A 19,704-nucleotide genomic window follows, 5' to 3' on the forward strand; every position below is an offset into this window, starting at 1 on the left:
ATGTGGGGCACGTCCACCTTGCCGTGACCGATTGTGGCGTCGGCATCGCCGAGAACGACGCGGACCGCGTCTTGGATCCCTTCTTCACCACCAAATCGACTGGCCTTGGAATGGGTCTTTCGATCTGCCGGTCGATCGTGGAATCTCATGGAGGACGACTGTCGATGGTCCACAAAAATGGACCGGGCGCGACGTTCCAGTTTGCCTTACCGCTGCATAAGGAGGCCGTCTCGTGACTGCACGATTTGACGCGCCAGATGAAGGCAGCAATGCCGAGGCCTCGACAAAGGCGACCGTCTTCGTCGTGGACGATGACGTCTCCATGCGTCGCTCGCTTACGAATCTTTTTCAATCGGTAGGGTTAGGCGTCATTGCATTCGGATCGGCGCGCGAAATGCTGCAGAGCCCAATCCCGGACGTTATTAGCTGTCTGGTTCTTGATGTCCGGCTGCCAGGCTTGAGCGGCCTTGACTTCCAGACTGAGCTAGCGAGGTTGAACATACATATTCCGATCATTTTCATTACCGGCCATGGCGACATTCCAATGACTGTCAGGGCCATGAAGGAAGGAGCGGTCGATTTTCTCAGCAAACCGTTTCGCGATCAGGAACTGCTTGATGCCGTGGTTGCGGCGACCGAACGCGATCGCAAAAGACGGGAGGCTCAGCAGACGGTCGCGAACCTACAGTCCCGATTTGAGAGCTTAAGCCTGCGCGAGCAGGGGGTGATGAAACTGGTCGCTGCCGGCCTGATGAATAAGCAGGTCGCCGCCGAGCTTGGGCTCGCCGAGATTACGGTCAAGATCTACCGGGGACACGTAATGAAAAAGATGCGTGCACGCTCGCTGGCCGACTTGATCAGAATGACTGAGACGTTGGGAATTCGCGCCAATCGTCCTGAACAAACACAAGTATGATTTTACAATTTCATCAGTCGAGCCCATCTTTCGCCGAAGGCGGCTAATGCTTGCAGCCGCTATTCCTCCTTCAGGAGGGCTTGTCTTGTCCGCGCCTGTGATTTCCGTCGTTGACAACGACGCCTCAGTCTGTGCGGCGACAGAGAATCTTTTGAAATCGCGTGGCTACATCGCCCAAATATTTGCCTCGGCCAAACACAGAGGAGCCCGGAGCAGGCTGGAACGCTTTGAGAAGCCGTACGGTTGATTGCGCCCCCGCGCCTTACGAGTTCGGCGTGAAGCCCTCCGTCGTCACCAACAATCGCCCCGCTCCCGGCGGACTGTTCGTGCTGCACGCGAGCGCAATGCACGACAATCCGTATGATGGGCACACCCTGCGGGACGCCATCGAGCGCACCGAGACGCCCCCATTGATGCTGCGCCAATGTCGTCCTCTCAGCCGTCGGCAACAACTTCCGCCGCATCCTCGCCCGGCTCAGAGAACTCTTGGGCCTCTTCCTGGAGTTGCGAATGGCGAACGCTCGCCACTCCAACACAGCTCAATCCGGCTTCTTAACTCAGGAGTTGGAGCCAGCGGAGCCAAAGGTGCGGTTCATTCGGCCACTGGATCCGGATGCGAAGAAGACCGATGCCGTACCACAAGCGGCACTCTATCGAGTCGCTTAACTAGTCTCGTATCGAGTCAGCTGCGCGCCCCGCGCTCCGTTCCGGCAAAAGGATACCCTGGATAGCCGCTAAAAGCGGAACCTAACAGGGACTTGCAGAAAGCAGGCGTGAGCTTGCCGCGATGGATCACGACGTCTTCGTGACCTGTTGCAGCTCGAGCGTTCTGCCAGAGGCGATTGTAGCCGCGCTGTTCGTTGGATTTCACGTGGCAAGCGGCGAACTCGGCGTCATCCAATGTCGTTAACTGCCACGCATAGACCGGCCGCTTCGTATGGATGTGCACCCACATCGGATTCACCGTACCATTGCGCAGTGGCCTAGGCTGCAGCTTGATCTCGAACAGCGTTCCTGGCTCACCCTTCAATGCGCGCGGTGACTCCAAGGGAGCCAACTCCTCGGCCGCCTGCAACCGTTCGAGGTACTTCTGCGAGGGAAACGCATAGGTCTTCATGCAATCGATCTCGATCGAAGCCTTTCGCGCCTTCAAAGCATGTGCCTGCCCCTGAACCTCCGACAACATCGCCTTGAGGCGGACTATTTTGTCGTGCACTTCGGGCAGTTGCATAGGCGTGAGTAGGCCGCGGCGGCGAGGTTCGTCCAGCGCGGCTACACAGGCCTCAATCTCCGCAGATTGGCTCTGCAGCCGCTCAACCACGATGTCCACGACGTGGTCGGCATCTTCGGGCTTCATGTGGCGCGCTTGCGAAATGGCTCTTTGCTCGCTGCGCAGATCGAATTGCAAGAGTTCGTCCAATCGCGCGAGCAGGCGCGTCAGTGTCTCCTTCGATGGCGGAGCCTGCCATATTGCCAAGTGTTCCCTCGCCGACGATGACATCCTCGTATGCGCCTCTTCCGCGCTCGCGAGTTTCTTCGTGCCCAGATCCGAGAGCACAATAACCTTGGTGGTTCGAGCCGTGTCGGCTTCGGGCCTAGCGAGCTGCGGCTCGGGCTGCCCGGCTGCCGAACTCCCCGCACCTCCGGCCTGCCTCCGCTTGCCCTTCCCTTTCCTGCGCGTTGGACTGCCTTCGGCCGGGTCCTTGCCGGCGGCGTCTGCCGGCAACGCAAGGCCAGCCTCCGTTGGCGCTGCAATGATGGCTGGTGTCTTCGGCTGCACTGCTAGGAGGCGCATGACCTCATGGGCAGTGACCCACGCTCCTTCCACGATCTGATCCAACAGATCCAACGGAAGCTCGGGACTTGCTCCCTTATGCCTTAGCTCGGCAACCATGTTGGGCAACGCCGACGCAAATTCCGATAGCCGCTCCATGACCCCTTCCAGAACGGCGCAGTGCTCTGCGTCGAGGGCTTGTCCTTTGCTGTGCAGAACAGCGTCGCCCGTTGAGAGGAATGCCGGAACAACATCGCCCATGAAGGTTCCGAGTAGACGTGCCCGACCGTTCTCACCCAAGAGGATTTGCCTGACGGCCGGGTCGAGCGTGCTCGCGTGCGACTCAATCATGACCCGCGCGAGAAGGACTTGCGATTGCAGATGCACGCACCTCGTATTCAGTGCCCAGCCGGTATGCAGCCTTAGTGTCGCCTGTTCGGTCTGTCGCATTTCGGCCGTTGCACTTGGCAAGCTGGCAGTGGCTGCGCAGACGGACTGCATCCGTTCAGAGCGCAATGCCTTCTTTTCCCACCACTCCGTGCAGGCCAAATAGTGTTTCGCCACACTGGAAGCCGCTCGGATCAGCTGGTCGGGCGGAGCATTGGATTGGCGCATCCGCTCGAGTATCTTTCCCGCTTTCTCCCTACGCTGCTCCAAGGCGTAGATAATCGGTTCGGCCAGCGCGTTGCATTCGTTCCCCGCATCCAGAGTCCGGTCACGAACTCGGCGAGCCTGATCTTCGGACAGAATGCTGCGCGCCACATCTGGAGACAGGCTCGCGTAGTAGTCCAGAACTGCTGCGCCTGCTTTGACAACCTGATCGATCAGCTCTTGCGCCTCAGACGAGCTCTGAGCGCCCATGGCAGCACTGTGGCAAGCATCAAGTTCCTCAAGCAGGCCGTCCATATTTTGTTTCGCTGCGTTGATCCCCTCACCGCTTGAGGAAATGGGGACTGCCACACCCGTACCTGAGGGCAGGCTCGCGAGCGCCGCCATTCTATCTTCAGACGCTAAGCGCATCCGCTCCACGACAGAGTTGAAAACTCGGTGGCCTTCCGCAGGGACATTTGGCTCCGAATGCGCACTGCTCGATACCGACGTGGTGTCGGCTCCCGCAGCCCCAACGTGCGGTTCGCCAGGTCGGCCAATGCCCGTCATGTTCCATCTCCCATACGGTCAACAATGCGCAGCGTCCCTGGATAGGCCGCCTGGCTGACGGTTGGCTGACGAAGGATGCTCTCCGAATGCACAACCCCGCCGTCCGAGTTCCAATTTCATGGAAGCTGTTGTGGTGCTGAGGCAGCAATAGGGGATGACCCATAAGGTGCGGGATAGTCGATTGTAGCGTCGGTCCGCATTCCGCTGCCTCGCCGTGACCAGTATGGAAATGTGCGCTGCCAGAAATAGCCCTGCCAAAGTCATTCAGGCAAGCGCGCGCACGCTCGACGGCTTGCGAGGGATACCTGCCAACCGGGCGCATGCTTGACGGCTCCACCATCTGCTTGCCGATGTAGAGCTTACGAGAAGGACCGGACGTTAGATATAATCTAGTATCCCAACGGAGCACTCGCGGTTGCTGCCACAGAGCAGATAACAGCAGACCTCCTCAGCGTCCCGAGGTCCTCACTTAACGAGTAACGCACATTTGCTCTGTATGAAGTCCAACATCAGCGGAACAGGCAGCCGCAATAGTGTGGCCGGCACCGGCCAGAGGAATGACGTTCAGAACTGTCGAACAGCTCAGCTAAATGATCTCGAAGTATCTCCGACGTTCAAAGTCGGTGACCCGGTGTTGAACGGCTTCCCACTCCCAACGGCGCGAGCAAGAAAACGCTTCAACAAACCTTTCTCCGAAGACATCACTTGCCGCTGCAGACTCTGCAAACCGAGAAGTTGCCTCTGATAGGCTTTGAGGCAGTCTCGCGGACGAACGACACATTTCCGCGCTTGCATCACCGACGATCGAAGCCGGCAGTGCCGGACCTGTCTCGACACCCAATATTCCCGAACCAATCGCACTTGCGAGCGCGAGATATGGGTTCAGGTCTGCGCCAGGCAGCCTATACTCCAGGCGATGGGCAGATGGCTCTCCCGGAATGGCGCGAATTGCGCAGGAGCGGTTGTCAACTCCCCAGCTTGGACAGATTGGTGCCCAGCAGCCAGGTACCAATCTCTTGTAGCTGTTGAAGTTCGGCGCAGCGAGCACACAGAACTCATTCATGTATTCTAGTTGTCCGGCGATGAATTGCCTCATAAGCTTCGAGACGTTGCCGAACGCATCACTGTCGTAAAACGCATTCTGATTATCCGAGGACATCGAGATGTGAATATGGCCAGACTGGCCGGGCCATTTCTCGGAAACCTTGGCCATGAATGTAGCCATCATGCCTCGCGTTTGCGCCCAGGCTTTAATCATCGACTTGAATATGGTTGCTCGATCGGCAGCTTCCAGCGCATCACAATGACGAAGTGACGCTTCGACCACGCCAGGTCCCGTTTCAAAGTGTAGTCCGCTGAGAGGTAGTCTAGCCTTCTCACAAAGCGCCAAGATCTCATCGAACAACTCATGTTGCGCGACCGAACGCGCAATCGAGTAGCCGAACGGGCCGCGTGTTAAAGGAGCCCATTCGCCGAACGACTTTTCTTCAATCGTGTCTGCGTTCTCCTTAAACAGCATAAATTCAAACTCGAACCCGACAGTGCAGTCGTATCCGTGGTCAGCAGCCCTTCGCAGGACCCTGCGCAGAACACCGCGCGGGCAAATGTTCTCATGTGGGCCCGTGAACTCCGCGAGGTAGAGATATTGATCGCCGAGATGAGACACCGAACGGCCGGTGCCTGACAGAATACGCAGGTCAGCGTCCCCGAACGCTGATAGCGGCTTTTGCGTAAAACTCGCCGGAATGACCCGGTCCGTACAATCCCACGCCAGCACCGCTTCAGAGAACTTGACGACTTTGTCTCCATCCGAGAGATCTTCACCTAAGACGTGCTTGCCTCGCAGAACGCCATCGAAGTCGCTTACGCCGACCATCGCCGCGCGGGCTGGATTCGCTCCGGTCAACCTGGGATCAGTTGGCATTAGGCGCGATCCTGCATCACTAACTCGAAGACCTGGTCCATCCGCATTGCTCGCAACTTGCGATAGTCATTCTCAAGCTGAGTCAAGTCGCTATTCACCAGATAAACAATGCCTGGTGTCGACGCCAAGTCGATCGTGGGAACCAGCTCATGACCAATTGGAACAAATGCAATGGCATCCGCGAAGCTCGGGAGCTGGCGGATTGCTTCAAGTCCCGGGTAACCGGCAACGACACCGCCCATATCTGAGATCAGCGAGACGCAAAGTGCGTGAGCCTGCCGCCTGTAGGGCCCGCGCAGCCTCATATATTCACCAAAGCCCTTGGGATCTGCGTAGCGCCAGGCCGTCAGGCTCATATGGTTGTGCCCCAACGCCATCGTTCGTGCTTTTGCCGACATGGTCCCTTGAAGCCTCGCTCCGAAGTCCACCAGAACCGGTCCCCGATGATCGGCGATGATCTCAGCATGAGCCGGTCCGTCGACGATCTGTAGCGCCTGCAACGCACGCACCAAATAGTCGGATAGTTCCTGAACGATTGGTTCGCTGCCGTCCAACAATCTCTCAAGCGAGCAGACCGATGATGCCCCCTCAATAGGAACCGTGTCATAGGTCCAGGCCTCCGTAACGAAACCTTCCCCGCCGATCGAGACGGCATTTACGGTGTACTGCTGGCCGTTTATTTTTTCTTGCCCGAGGGCAAAACGATTCAACACTCCGACACGGTTCGTCTTCCCGACAATTGTGCTTAGAGCCCGCTGAATATCAGCATCTGTCGAGCAAAAGAATACATCCTCGGTACCCGTACTGTTCAGCGGCTTGATCACGATCTCATCGAACTTCGCTTCACGCTTCCAGCTCGCGATCTCTACAGGATTGTCGGACACGACTTGCCTGATGGATCGCACGCCTGCAGAGGTCAACGCGCAAGACAATCGCGCTTTGTCACGCCGAGCAGCGGATAGCGCGGTCCCATTTGAGGGCAAGCCCAGCCGCTCCGACAAAGAATCGGCGAGTTCAACTCCGGTCTCGCAGCCCGCGATAACGAACTCCAGTTCCCGGCCATGCAGAGCCTGAAGATGATATTCAACGGTTTCGTCATAGCCCATCCCCTCGCTGGGGCGAATGACTTCATCATAAAGATCCGCATTGAAATGCGATCGGAATATGGGCGCAATCTGTGCAGCCGACATCACATGCACCGTTCCAATTCCATAGCGCTTGAACTCTTCCGGTAGGTATCGACCGGTAGAGTATGCGTCTACGATTACACAATTCCGTTGTTTCATGCGGATCTCCGATACTGCAAGTAGATGTTGCCGACAGCGACAGCCGTAATGAGAGCGTTTCCAATAAACGTATGTGACGAAGGCACGATGCGAGAATCGAAGTACTGGAACAGGAAGGTGATGATAGGGGCGGTTGACAGGACCGTGTTGACGGTGAAGGGCTCTACGCGCCGAATGCCCTGCTGGATCAAGAGCAATGGAACAATGATCGTCGACAGCCCAATTGCTGCGATCGCAAACCAATGCTGCGAGATCTCAGGCACGATAGATGAATAGTCGACCAGTCCCAGCAGCAAGAGAATCGTTCCATAAAAGCGATGCGCCAGGACTTGTCGGCCAGAAAACCCATGGTCGAACAGCAGTTTGACAAGTATATTTGTAAGAGCCAGCGATAGCCCGGCCACGATCGCCAAGACGATGCCAAAGGACGATCGAGCCCCCCACTCCACACCTGCGTTGCCGCTGGCCGAGATCCAAATCATGTAACTGCCGATCGTTGCGATCGTAACGCTCACGACAATATCGGATGCTGGAGGGGCACCCTGGCGCCTGATCAGTGCGTTTAACCACACTGTCGCGGTGGGCCCCAGTGCGACCATGAAGGCGACGACGATCGCAGGTTCGGCGTATTTCAGTCCGATGAATAAGCCGATCCAGCTGATTGCTGTCCCGACATTGAGCGCGACGAAGACCAGGAGCGACCATTTCGCCACCGTTGCCTCGTCTCCTTCGTGGCGAGCCAGGAGATTGAATATCAGACATACCGCGGCGAAGGACAGCAGGAGCGCGACGTACACATCCGCTTGCTGAAAGTACGACGCTGCATAAACCTCACCTGCCGCGCTCACGACGACATAAAGCGCCACAAGGAACACTCCCAGAGCGAAGCGATTCGCCAATCGTCCAGTCTTCCTGTGCCCGCGAAGCGACGCGCGGCCCTCGCAGGACCGGACGCGTGCGTCGGCTCCGAGGGAATGTCCTTTCGACGTGCACGGACCACGTTTGCTTTGAAATGTCACAATCCGCCTCTAGCTCTTCTTAGTCCGGTAGTACCGAACACACGCCTCTCCAAACGCCTTGAACAATTGCTTGCTGAGGAGATCGCTTGAGACGTGCCATTCGGGGTGCCATTGCACACCGATTTGCAGCGTCGGGGCGCCAATGACCGAAGCCGCCTCGACCAAACCGTCAGGCGCCCACGCCTCCCGCCTCAGCGCCGGGGCAAGCGCCTCGATGCCTTGATTGTGCAGCGAGTTGACTTGCGCTTCGATCGTCCGCGCGATTGGAAAGAGCGCGCCATCGGAACATATCTTGACGCTGTGGGCGGCGTCGTACTGACGGTCTCTTGGACGATTTGGCTTCTCGGCATGCATCGCACCACTTTCCGGCCTCCACTCCGCAAGCGATGAGCGGAGCGTGCCGCCGAAATAGACGTTGAGTTCCTGAAGCCCACGGCAGATGCCTAGAATAGGCATTCCGAGCGCGATGGCGCTCTCTATAGTTACGGCAGAGAGCCTGTCCCGCGGACGGTCGAGGATCCCAACCTCAACGTCCTGCCGGTCATCCTCCGTCAAGGACGCGGGCGCTCTCAGGACGGCGGGGTCGATGTTCGATTCATCACCTGTCAACACCAAGCCGTCGAGCCGGCGCATGATCGCCGGAACGACCTCCTCCCTCGCATCTTCGGCGTCGACCGTCGGCAATATGACGCAAGCCACGCCCGCATGACGATGGAGTGCCTGCAAGTACTTGCGCCGCAACCAGTCGCGATGCACAGCATCGACCAGAAGACGGTTCGAAGTGACGCCTACCACGGCTCGGGTGCTCTCTGGCCGTAGCAACGTCACGCCACCTGCCCTCGTGTGCGAACCTCGGCAACGGACTGCTCATACAACCGTCGATTTCGCTCTTTTAACTGATCTATGACGCTAGGTTGACCTTGAGGTCCCTTGACAAAGAGCCCACCCCAGGTCGCGGCAACCTTCGCATAGTTCGGATCCTGCATTCGGATTTTCTGAGCTTTGCGCAACAGCCAAAACGGGATGCCCGGCGAAAGGTGATGCTCAAGGTGGTACTCATCCAAATTCTGCCCGAGGATGGCCCGCTCGAGGAAATTTCCTTTCCGATTCCGGGTGAGATAGACGTTCTGCGTCTCGGTTTCGCACATAGGTGAGTGCTCGGCGAGCTCGATAAACCAGCCGAGGACCTGAAACGTGGTGAGATAGGGCACGATCCAAAACAGGACGACGATATGGAGCAGCCCAACAGCATATGATCCGGCCAGGATGCTGATCCAGAAGAGATAGAAGCCATACTTGTCGACAAGTATGCCTGAGCGGCTCTGATCCTCGACAGCTGTGACCGAAAATCGATTCGCCCAAAGATACTTCAGATACGCCACTGTCGCGCCGCCGAAGATCGGCTTCCAGATCATGTTGAAAGCGTACCGCTCCGGAGGCTGCACGTCGTAAACGCCGCTGGCCAGGAAGAACTTCAGGTCGGGGTCCTTGTCCGGGTCTCCAAGATAGGGGTGATGCAAATAGACGTGCGAGATCCGGTAGGCCCAGTGGCGCTGGAACAAGGGATACGACGCGAACAGAATGCCCAGGACGTAGTTCCAGGTCGTGTTCTTCGCGAGCGTGCGGTGAGCCGCATCATGAGCGATGGTTGTCAATCCGCGCTGATAGGCACCAATTAGAAGGACGGCCAGCGGGTAGAGCCACCACGAGACTGACACAGTCGCGAGCGTGCACGCTGTGATGACAGCGTAATCTTTGGCAATATAAGCAGCTCCCGTTATGTTGTCGGGTCTCAGCTCAGAGAGCTGCTTATTGATCTCTCGGCTGAATTGAACGGCCTCATAGCGTGATGACCTCAATTTCCAAGCATCTGCCTGATTCATGAGAACTTCCTCCTGATCGCCTTGCTGGTTGTCAGATTGCGGAAAGCGCCTTGTCCAGATCGCGCAGGATGTCGTTGACATCTTCGATGCCGACGCAAAGCCGGATCGAGCCGCCAAATATGCCGGCGGCTTCGCGCTTTTCCCGCGGGACGGTGGTGTGGGTCGTCGAGACAGGATGGGTCACGAGCGTGCGGGCGTCGCCTACATTCGAGACGTGATACATCAAGTCGACGTTCTGAATGAACTTGCGCCCGGCTTGTTCGTCCTCCACTTCGAACATGACCATCGCCCCGTGTCCGTATGCAACATTGAGTGTCTGTTCGACGACTTCCCGATCGGCGCCTTCAAAGAGCCCCGGGTAGAAGACACGGCGCACTTTAGGATGCTCCTTGAGAACGTCGGCCACGATCCTGGCATTCGCACAGTGCTGCTTCATGCGAAGTGGCAGCGTTTCAAGCCCCTGGATCAGTTGAAAGCTCGCAAACGGGGCGATCGCCGCGCCGGTATCGCGCAACCAGGTCATGCGAGCCTTGAGGAGAAACTCGCTCTTTCCGAGATCGTCGACATCGCGCACCGCGTTATGCCAGACAATTCCGCCATGCGCATCGTCGGGACGATTGAACAAGGGAAAGCGAGAGGCTCCCCGGTAGCTAAACTCGCCGTTGTCAACGATCAGTCCGCCGAGCGTCGTACCGTGGCCGCAAATATATTTTGTTGCGGAGTACGTCGTAATCGCAGCGCCGAGATCTGACGGCCGGCATACCAGTGGCGTTGTCGTATTGTCCACGACCAAAGGCACGCCGTACTTTCGGCCGATCTCGGCCAGCTGTTTGACGGGGAGCGGAATCAGACAAGGATTCGAAATCACCTCTCCGAACAGGCATATCGTGCGATCATCAATGGCACGTTCAAACGTCTCGGGCTTTCGAGGATCTGCCGTCCTCACGCTGATCCCAAGACGCTTTAATGTGTTGTGGAGCAGGTTCCAGGTATTGCCATATAGATACGGAGAGGCGACGACATTGTCTCCCACTTCGCCACTTGACAGGTTGACGATAGCCAGGAACGTCGCCGCTTGACCTGACGCGACGGCGAGCGAGTCCCTTCCCATATCGACGGCGGCGTAGCGCCTTTCCAGCGCGCGGGTCGTCGGATTGATGATCCTCGTGTAGGTGAACCCGTCGGCCTTGACGTTGTAGACGTCAGCAATGTGGTTTAGATCGCCATCGAGTTCATAAGCCGTATTCTGGTAAATCGGCACTGCGACGGCTTTCGTCACTGCGTCGCGTCGATAGCCCGCATGCAGAACCGCGGTCTCGGCCGAAAACGACAGCTGCGGTTCTCCACCCGTTTGAGCTGGCATCTTTACGCGAGCGTCACATGTCTCTTGGGCCGACATCGGCGCAGCTGACCGACCCTGACTGGAGCGGAAATATGTACGAAATGCGCAGCCCAACTGCACGATCCAGCTGGATTGGATTTCTCCAATGCAACCGATACGGAAACTCCGCGTCGGAAGATGCAGCTTCGAGTAGACATAAAGGTTGTGGGCTGCCAAGTGGCGGTACAGCCCGTCGAATCCTGCCTGGTCCACGATTCCGGAAGGCGCGCCGAACGCGACGCAGACCGGCGATTGCAACTCGGCCGACAGCAGCGGCGACACTACTCCTTCGAGTTCTTTGACGAGATCGTCCCTAATCTTCTCATACCTGCGGCGCCTCGCATCAATGCCCTCCTCGTGCAGAATCTCCAGCGCCTTTGTCGTTGCCTGAACGATGTGGGTTGGTGGGGTCGATCGCCACTCACCGCTGCGCTCGAGCGAGAGCCATTGATCTCTCACGTCGAGCACAAACGACCTGCGTTCTTGAACCGCATTCTCGAGCAGCTCGCGAGACGCGATGACAAACGCTACTCCCGGCGGCCCTTCTATGCACTTGTTGCTCGAGGTGACCAGGACGTCAGCTCCACGCTGGCTCAGATCGATATTAAGGGCGCCAAAAGAACTCATCGCGTCGATGATGGTCTTTACGCCACGTCGCCTCGCCTCCTCCACGATCGCGTCCAGCGGATTGACGATTCCGGTTGTCGTCTCGCAATGAACCAAACATAGGTGCGTAACGCCAGGATTTCGGCTCAGATACTCGCCAATTTCTTCAGGATCCAAAGGATCGGTCGCTCGCTTGACGAGCTTCAGCGCTTCGACGCCCCACAACCGCAAGATTCGTAAAATGCGCTCGCCATAGATGCCGTTTATGCAAACGAGCGGCCTGTCCGCTCGGGACACAAATGAAGAGAGCGCGGCTTCCATTGCAAAAGAGCCGCCTCCCTGAATAGGCACCACCGAATAGTCCTCAGCATTTCCCAACAAGCTGAGCATCAGCCGCCTCATGCAGGCGGTCACTTCCTTGAACTCGCAATCGCGCGATGCGAGATCAAGCTGCATCTGGCTCCTGACCGCCAGCGATAACGACAATGGACCAGGCGTCAGCAAAGAGCGCTGTCTCGTCAAACCATTCCTCCTCAAGTTGTAGTGTCAATGATCTGGATAACGCCAGCCACCAGGGAGCCCTGTGGCGAGCATCGACTTCCTAGGTCAACAGCTTCGGGCCAAGCGCCATACGCGGGCGCGTTTCGGGTGGGCGTCCGAAACCCCTGCCGGATGGCAACCTCCGTATCTCATCGCAGATGCGGAGCGATTGCTCATAAAGCTCATCACGGATGCCATTCACATCTCCTAGACATTGGCTTTCCGAGCGCGCGCTCGAACGCAGGTGACGCTGCCGCGCGATCTCATCCCAACTGTCATCCATGTGCAGACTGAGCGCCGTCGGCTTCTAGCCGGCGCGAAGCAGTAGGTCTGCGACCGACCTTACGCGGTGGACCTGCTCTATTCAGGCAAACTCGGCGTTAGGAAAACGATGCAGTCGGATGTCATCGCGCCTGGATGCAGGCCATGCCACGACACACTTGATGATCGTTGTCGGCAGCGGCAGTCTGATGCGTGGGCTTGAGACTCGATGCATTCGCACTCCGTCGCTTTTTGGAGGATTTCGGACGCCAATCACTGTCGTTGTCCATTTCGAGATCGTACAACTTGACGTTAGGGGCGTTTCAACCCTCTCCGGGCATTTTCTCGTGTGAATTTTTCCTGACCGTACTCGCATCGGCTCGCGCAACCGGACGTAGATGGGAGAGTGTGGAGAAATTCACAGCGAGCTGAAACAATTTGAGAGTTCGACATCAGGACACTCGGCCTCCGCCTGCGACCGCATACCGCAGGTAAGGATGGCCCAGTCTTCCCGTTCACGTATTCCTCGCCATACCGCAGATGGAGGTACCGAGCTTCTCCTCCATGCGGCCGAGATCCTCCTCGATAGCTGGCACCTGGAACGTGTACGCCTCGCCGCACATGACCACCGCTGTTAGGTGTCGTTGCGCTTGAATGAAGCGCCCCTGGCAGGCTGAGGTCGAGTCCGGCTTGAAGGTAATCTGAGCGACCTTGCGATTGCTGTCGCTTTAGCAACGAACAGTTCGACACCTTTCGGCGAGGCCGTGACGCAGAACATGTCGTCCTGCTTTGCTCGGACCAGGTCGACTCGACCCCAGATGAGTGGCACGTGTGCCTCTGTGAGCGCGATCGTTAGGCTGGCAGCATCTCTCGGTTCTGCACGCGGCTTCGCGGCGCCAAAGTCTCACGGACAGCCACCGCCGTGGCGAGCGTGCCGCGGTTGACGGCTTGTCCAAACCGTAGGCCCGAAGGTGAACGGAGTTCCATCGCGTCCAGCACTCAATGAGCGCAAAAACCTCGGCAGTGAGGCGGTTTGGTTCGCCGAATCGCACCTCGCAGCCGTTCTGCTCGCGTTGGCCCCTCTCGCGCCTGCTCGTTGATGGCGAGCTCGCGTTCGACGCGGTCTACCGCGCGGTCGGACAGGTTGACGGTTGACCAGAGCGGATCATCAAGAGATCGTCCTTGTCGCTTGCCATGGATAAGCTCTCTTGCCATTCGGCCGCGCCATGGCCGCCTTCATGGCGATCAACGACGGCAGGCGGAAGGGAGCAGAACCCGAAGCGCGGCGAAGGTCGGTAGCGCAGCGCGGGATGGCTAAGGTTCGCGGCTGCTTTGTCTCGCAATGCGAAGGCGCGGGTGTAGGCAGGCGTTGTCCGCCGTCGAGCGGCGGGCCACGGAAACAAGCTTGCCGAAAGCCGGCATGGCCGCGACATGAGGGAGTCGTGGTCGACTGCCAAGTTCGGGTTCTGGAAAGCAAGTACCCGCTCGCCGGATGCGGCCAAGCCCGGAAATCGACGCCCCTCATACTGCGCGAGAGATCGAAGCCGGCCGAGACGCTGCCCGGCTCGGCTTTAACGGGAGCTCGGCGTGTCGCTGGCCGCACGCGCAGCAAGAAGCGCCAAGCGAAAAGTCAACTTACTGGAAGTCGGACTTCCTCTCTGGACTTTGTTGTCACATCGTAGATTCCGATCTGGAGCATGGGACGGCGTTCCTTGAGCTCCTCCGCTCCCGCCCATGCTCCATCTCTGCTCGCGTACTCGGTTTGAATTGACCATCCACTTCGAGCATAACGGAAGCGGGGCAATCGACGAGTGGATGCGACCATTTTGTTCCTTTAGAGCCAAAAGTCCGATCGCAGGTTCGCCTGAGCTGGATCGCTTTGGCCGAGCCTGCGGGATATTGTGCGAATCGATGGTGCGACGCGAGGGACCTCTAACCATCAAGAATTGACCGCGCCATCAAGACATCCACTACCGCTTCCGCTGAATGCTCTAGGGTCTGCTCCATGGTCCTGAGATGAACCTCTGATGTAGTTGGTGCTTCGTAGCACGAATCGATCCCGCTGAAGTTCTTGATCTTGCCGGATTTCACCTTTGAATACAGGCCTTTTGGGTCCCGCCGCGCGCATTCCTCGAGCGGCGTATCGACAAAGACTTCTATGAACTCTTCCTTGCCAACCAGGCTGCGCACGCTGTCCCGTTCGGCCCTAGTGGGCGAGATGAACGAGCAGATCACGATCAAGCCGCTGTCCGCCATCAACTTGGCAACTTCGCCGACACGCCGGATGTTCTCCACGCGATCCGTCTCCGAGAAGCCGAGGTCCGCGTTCAATCCGTGCCGGAGGTTGTCGCCATCCAGCAGCATGGTATGCCGCGACATCGCAGACAGCTTTTGATCAACAAGGTTGGCAATTGTCGACTTTCCCGCGCCAGACAGGCCAGTGAACCAGATGACGCAAGGCTTCTGATTCTTGAGCGCGGCGCGCTCCCTCCTGTCCACGGATAGCGCTTGCCTAGCAATATTGGTGGCCCGCCGTAGCGGGAAGGCAATCATGCCGGCTCCGACCGTACAATTCGTGTAACGATCGATGACGATAAATGATCCGGTCTTTCGATTGAGGTCGTAAGGATCGAATACGGCGGGCGTTGCGGTCACAACATCGCAGAAGGCGATCTCGTTGAGGGAAAGCGTCCCGGCGGCCAGATGCTGACAAGTGTTGACGTCGATTCGATGCCTAATTGTGGTAATGCTGCCAGAAATCGTCTGCGCTCCAATCCGCAGGACGTAATTGCGTCCGGGAGCGAGCGGCTCCTTGTCCATCCAGATCACATAAGCGGCAAGCTGGTCGGCCACCTTCGGTCGGTCGTCCGGTCGCGACAGAATGTCGCCACGACTGATATCGATTTCGTCTTCTAGTGTAATGGTAACCGCATCCCCGGCTTCGGCGGCGACAAGGTCACCATCGTGGGTCACGATCCGCTTGACGCGCGTGGTCCGCCCCGACGCAGCGACAACGATCTCGTCTCCTGTCGAGATCCTCCCGGAAGCCACCGACCCGGCGTAACCCCGAAAATCCGGGTTTGGCCGGTTTACCCATTGGACGGGAAAGCGGAAAGCTTGGCTTGCGGTGCCGGACTGGATGTCAATGCTCTCCAAATGCTCGAGCAGGCAGGGACCATGATACCAGTTGGCATGAGCGGAGCGGTCCACGACGTTGTCGCCGTAGCGGGCCGAGATCGGGATCGGAACAATCGAGGTGAAGCTGAGACCGGCGGCAAAGGCGAGATAGTCACGGGCGATCCGATCGAAGCGCTCCTTGTCATATCCGACAAGATCGATCTTGTTCACTGCCAGCACGACATGTCGAATGCCGAGCAGCGAGCAGATAAAGGAGTGGCGGCGGGTCTGAACCATCACGCCTTTGCGGGCATCGATCAGGATGATGGCGAGCTGGGCATGCGAGGCGCCGGTAGCCATATTGCGGGTATACTGCTCGTGGCCGGGAGCGTCGGCCACCATGAAGGAGCGCCGCGGCGTCGTGAAGAAGCGGTAGGCGACATCGATCGTGATGCCCTGCTCCCGTTCGGCCTCCAGCCCGTCCACGAGCAGCGCGAAGTCGATGTCATTGCCGGTGCTACCATGCTTGATGCTGTCGCGTTCCAGCGCCGTGAGCTGATCGTGGTAGATCATCTTGCTGTCGTGCAGTAATCGGCCGATCAGCGTCGATTTGCCGTCGTCCACCGAGCCACATGTGATGAATCGCAGCTGATCCTTTGTCCTGGCCGGGACCAGTTCCGTTGCCGGATTCGTACACATCAAAAGTAGCCTTCCCGCTTCTTCTTCTCCATTGAAGCGGCTTCGTCGGTATCAATTAGGCGACCCTGGCGCTCCGACACAGTCGCAGTCTGCATTTCTGCGACGATATCTTCGATCGTCGTCGCATCGGATTCAATAGCCCCGCTCAAAGGATAACATCCAAGCGTGCGAAAACGGATCATCCGCATTTCCGGCGTCTCGTCGCCGTTAAGCGGCAATCGCTCGTCATCGACCATGATCATCGCACCATTTCGACGCACTATCGGTCTTTGTTTTGCGAAGTAGAGCGGAACGACCGGAATCTTCTCAAGCATGATGTATTCCCACACCTCGAGCTCGGTCCAGTTTGACATCGCAAACACGCGCATGGTCTCGCCCTGGCGGATCCGTGTGTTGAACAGGCTCCAGAGCTCCGGCCGCTGGTTACGGGGGTCCCATACGTGTCCGGCCGAACGAAAGGAGAGTATCCGTTCTTTTGCGCGACTCTTTTCCTCATCGCGCCGCGCTCCGCCAAAGGCGGCATCAAATCCGTGGAGGTCGAGCGCCTGCTTCAGCGCGTCGGTCTTCATCACCTGGGTATGGAGCGCGGAGCCGGAAGCGATCGGATTGATCCCGCGCGCGATGCCCTCCTTGTTGACATGGACGATCAGGTTGAGGCCGAGTCGCCTGGCTGTCGCGTCCCGGAAGCAGATCATCTCGCGGAACTTCCAGGTCGTGTCAACGTGAAGCAGGGGAAAAGGCAATTTTGCAGGATAGAACGCCTTGATCGCAATGTGCAGCATTACGCTTGAGTCTTTTCCGATCGAGTAAAGCATGACCGGCCTTTTGAACTCGGCGACCACATCACGCATGATTTCAATCGATTCAGCTTCGAGGCGGCGCAGATGTTTCGGTAGCATAAGTCTTCTTTTTCGATGCAGGATCTCTGTTCTTCGCCGCTCTATGGCTCCAGGCTAGCGTGGGGATATCCGCCGCTGAAACGACCGGCCACGACGCATGGCTCAAATAGCTCAACCCTACAGGCGACTTGCAGACGCGGGAGCATATCGCATTAGGCCGCTGGTGCCGCCGGCGCCTGCGTCACACCTGATCGGGAGATCAGCTCGTGCGGGTTAAGGATCTTGGCTAAATCAACCCGCGTGTTTTGTTCGCAACCATTCAGATCCCCTAGCGGAAATTGAGGATCCGCTCAAGCCGAGCGACTTCGCCTCGCAACATCTCAATAGCCGCGTCGCAGTTGCGAATGCCATCCAGCTCCGCAGCTCGATCAGCTTCTGACGCCAACAGCGTCTCTTGCAACTGGGCAGCCATCGTGTGGCCCGGCTCTCCAGCGCGAGATGGGCCGGATAATGCTCCCGGCTTGGTACTTCGCAAATCCCACCACGTTCGGAACATCTGACGATAAAGTTCGGTTACCTCCCCTCCCCTATCCAGGACTCCGGCTTGCCGTGCATGTACCAGTTCCTGCTCATATCCGAGTTCTAGCAAAAGCTCGGCGCCGACAAGATCGGTCACGGTTTGCATCTCTTCCACGCTCAATTGAGATTGCCATGCCGTGACAGAGCTTTGATCGACGGCGTTTCGTTCCAAGATTTTCCGGTCTCCGAAGCTGCTCGATCGAAGATAATCTGCTTGTCTCATCCCCGCCGATGCGACGGCCGCAGGATCACAGCCGAGCCCAGTCAACAGACGCCGGATTTCCTCGTCCGGATGCGCCACGAGCAGTTCGTATTGGACGAACTGTGTGTGCGGCCGAGTGCGGTGCGCGGCGAGCTTGGGAAGGCCCAGAACCAAATCGGCGAGTGGAGTTATGATGCCGTCGGGCAGACGGAGCATGAGATCGACGAGACTGGAGACGCTGACCGGATGCGAGCATTCTGCGTGCAGTGGGATGCCCCACGTCGATTTCAGTGAAGCCGCGATGGCATAGGGATTTCGCATCAGAAGGATGTGTGGCGCTTCTGGATAAACAGATTCAAGAAACTCAAGCGCCATCCAATAGCGTGGTGTCTTGTCTAGGATGATGCGCTTGCCCGCTTGTGCCAGATACTGATTATATGCTGCATCGGCGAAAGCGCGGCTGGGGATCGTGCGATCTATCCGCCCCAGGAATTCGGAAGTCGCGGCCTCAATCAGTGAGCTACCCGCCGGATGGCGCTGATCCACCCTGCCAAATGATTCAAGCGCCAGCATCAACCAGGGTTCAGGCGAAGCCAGAATGTCTGGATGGTGCTGGAGCAAATGCGCCAGGAGTGTCGTCCCAGACCGTGGAAGACCGAGGAGAAAGCACACCGCAGGCGAACGGCCAAAACCAGCGCTCATCGTTCAGACCTTCGTGCTTGAAAAGTGAACCCTATCGGCGCTCGCTCGATGGAGCGATACAAAGCCAGCCGCAAAGCGCTAAAACGACAAGAATTTTGTCTGCCACTCATGACTTGAGAACCGTTCAGTTTGATCGATCGGCTGGATCAAAGGACACTGCAATCGCATCCTCGATTGCTCGACAGTTGAAACGAAGTCGCGCGCCAGCTCAATTGCACGAAGATTGATTGCGGATATGGGAAGGTTGGAACGTACTATACGGACGTTTGCCGAAGACCGCCCGCGGCACATGGAAGTTACGTATAATCACAAGCTTCCTGTTGCTGAGGCATTGAAGACGTAAATGCGACCTGCACCTGGCTGATGCTCCGCATACACCAAAGAAGTACGGCAAAAGAGCGATCAGCTCGGCGAGCGCGGCAAAGAAGCAGACCATGACATCTCACTTGGCAAGGTGCAGCAATCTTGTCAGCGCGTATCGCTCCCGGCGCAACCGTGAATGCTGCCCTTGGTCCGCCAAGACACTGAGCCGTAGCTCCGGCCAGCCTGTTGTACGCCAGCCCATCCGTCCGAACTATACCAAATATTTGATTTTCCTGCTCTTGGCGCGTTGCCCTCCCTAATCGGCGCTAAGGAGGCTTGTAAACGATGGAACCTGACTTAAGATGCCTCCGGAGATCCAGCAAGCGCGGTTGGCCGCATCTCTACTGACGGAGACGAGATTGTCCGGTCATTTATGTGGGAGATCAGATCGATCCGTGCGCTCCAAGAACTTGCCAAATTAAATGTGCTTGGCATCACTCGGCTACGGTGGATGA

12 protein-coding genes and 1 pseudogene are annotated in these 19,704 nt (G+C 57.7%); 3 read left to right on the forward strand and 10 right to left on the reverse strand.

Annotation, left to right across the window (positions count from 1 at the left end; genetic code table 11):
- The 3 genes and pseudogenes from E4K65_RS34720 to E4K65_RS34735 form a co-directional block, all read left to right on the forward strand.
- The coding region (locus E4K65_RS34720) for an ATP-binding protein (protein WP_135177966.1) at positions 1–236 on the forward strand (236 nt) is incomplete at its 5' end.
- The gene (locus tag E4K65_RS34725; protein ID WP_135177967.1) at positions 233–916 is read left to right on the forward strand and encodes a response regulator transcription factor; all 684 of its coding nucleotides are present in this window, start codon (positions 233–235) and stop codon (positions 914–916) included. The genes E4K65_RS34720 and E4K65_RS34725, both read left to right, overlap by 4 nt.
- 251 nt (positions 917–1,167) lie before the next feature.
- Positions 1,168–1,472: pseudogene (locus E4K65_RS34735) on the forward strand (IS5/IS1182 family transposase); the annotation flags it as partial.
- A gap of 126 nt (positions 1,473–1,598) precedes the next feature.
- Here the strand turns inward: E4K65_RS34735 and E4K65_RS34740 are convergent.
- From E4K65_RS34740 to noeE, 10 genes are all read right to left on the reverse strand, one after another.
- The gene (locus E4K65_RS34740) at positions 1,599–3,848 is read right to left on the reverse strand and encodes a hypothetical protein (protein WP_135177968.1); all 2,250 of its coding nucleotides are present in this window, start codon (positions 3,846–3,848) and stop codon (positions 1,599–1,601) included.
- A 586-nt stretch (positions 3,849–4,434) separates the two neighbouring features.
- Complete coding sequence (locus E4K65_RS34745; RefSeq protein WP_135177969.1) at positions 4,435–5,772, reverse strand: glutamine synthetase; 1,338 nt, start codon at positions 5,770–5,772, stop codon at positions 4,435–4,437.
- Positions 5,772–7,058, reverse strand: coding sequence for an ATP-grasp domain-containing protein (locus E4K65_RS34750; protein ID WP_135177970.1), 1,287 nt, complete (start codon positions 7,056–7,058; stop codon positions 5,772–5,774). Before E4K65_RS34750 ends, E4K65_RS34745 begins: the two co-directional genes overlap by 1 nt.
- Positions 7,055–7,957, reverse strand: coding sequence for a DMT family transporter (locus E4K65_RS34755; RefSeq protein ID WP_135177971.1), 903 nt, complete (start codon positions 7,955–7,957; stop codon positions 7,055–7,057). Before E4K65_RS34755 ends, E4K65_RS34750 begins: the two co-directional genes overlap by 4 nt.
- A gap of 129 nt (positions 7,958–8,086) precedes the next feature.
- Positions 8,087–8,872: a gamma-glutamyl-gamma-aminobutyrate hydrolase family protein gene (locus E4K65_RS34760; protein WP_235885836.1), complete on the reverse strand. Its 786-nt coding sequence runs from the start codon at positions 8,870–8,872 to the stop codon at positions 8,087–8,089.
- Between the two features lie 29 nt (positions 8,873–8,901).
- Complete coding sequence (gene rtxC / locus E4K65_RS34765) at positions 8,902–9,960, reverse strand: dhydrorhizobitoxine desaturase (RefSeq protein ID WP_135177973.1); 1,059 nt, start codon at positions 9,958–9,960, stop codon at positions 8,902–8,904.
- A gap of 31 nt (positions 9,961–9,991) precedes the next feature.
- Complete coding sequence (locus E4K65_RS34770; RefSeq protein WP_167771401.1) at positions 9,992–12,469, reverse strand: 2-aminoethylphosphonate--pyruvate transaminase; 2,478 nt, start codon at positions 12,467–12,469, stop codon at positions 9,992–9,994.
- 2,211 nt (positions 12,470–14,680) lie between these two features.
- Positions 14,681–16,564, reverse strand: a complete 1,884-nt coding sequence (cysN, locus tag E4K65_RS34780) for a sulfate adenylyltransferase subunit CysN (protein WP_135177976.1) — start codon at positions 16,562–16,564, stop codon at positions 14,681–14,683.
- Positions 16,564–17,463, reverse strand: coding sequence for a sulfate adenylyltransferase subunit CysD (gene cysD, locus E4K65_RS34785; protein WP_135177977.1), 900 nt, complete (start codon positions 17,461–17,463; stop codon positions 16,564–16,566). The genes cysN and cysD overlap by 1 nt, the downstream gene beginning before the upstream one ends.
- Before the next feature lie 268 nt (positions 17,464–17,731).
- Positions 17,732–18,886: a nodulation protein NoeE gene (gene noeE / locus E4K65_RS34790; RefSeq protein ID WP_135177978.1), complete on the reverse strand. Its 1,155-nt coding sequence runs from the start codon at positions 18,884–18,886 to the stop codon at positions 17,732–17,734.
- Positions 18,887–19,704 lie beyond the last annotated feature (818 nt).

Origin of the sequence: Bradyrhizobium niftali (genome assembly GCF_004571025.1) — a bacterium.
Lineage (GTDB): Bacteria > Pseudomonadota > Alphaproteobacteria > Rhizobiales > Xanthobacteraceae > Bradyrhizobium > Bradyrhizobium niftali.

Coding starts and splice junctions, on each gene's coding strand:
- E4K65_RS34740 (WP_135177968.1), bottom strand. CDS start 3,848: ATGACGGGCATTGGCCGACCTGGCGAACCGCACGTTGGGGCTGCGGGA.
- E4K65_RS34745 (WP_135177969.1), bottom strand. CDS start 5,772: ATGCCAACTGATCCCAGGTTGACCGGAGCGAATCCAGCCCGCGCGGCG.
- E4K65_RS34750 (WP_135177970.1), bottom strand. CDS start 7,058: ATGAAACAACGGAATTGTGTAATCGTAGACGCATACTCTACCGGTCGA.
- rtxC (WP_135177973.1), bottom strand. CDS start 9,960: ATGAATCAGGCAGATGCTTGGAAATTGAGGTCATCACGCTATGAGGCC.
- cysN (WP_135177976.1), bottom strand. CDS start 16,564: ATGTGTACGAATCCGGCAACGGAACTGGTCCCGGCCAGGACAAAGGAT.
- cysD (WP_135177977.1), bottom strand. CDS start 17,463: ATGCTACCGAAACATCTGCGCCGCCTCGAAGCTGAATCGATTGAAATC.
- noeE (WP_135177978.1), bottom strand. CDS start 18,886: ATGAGCGCTGGTTTTGGCCGTTCGCCTGCGGTGTGCTTTCTCCTCGGT.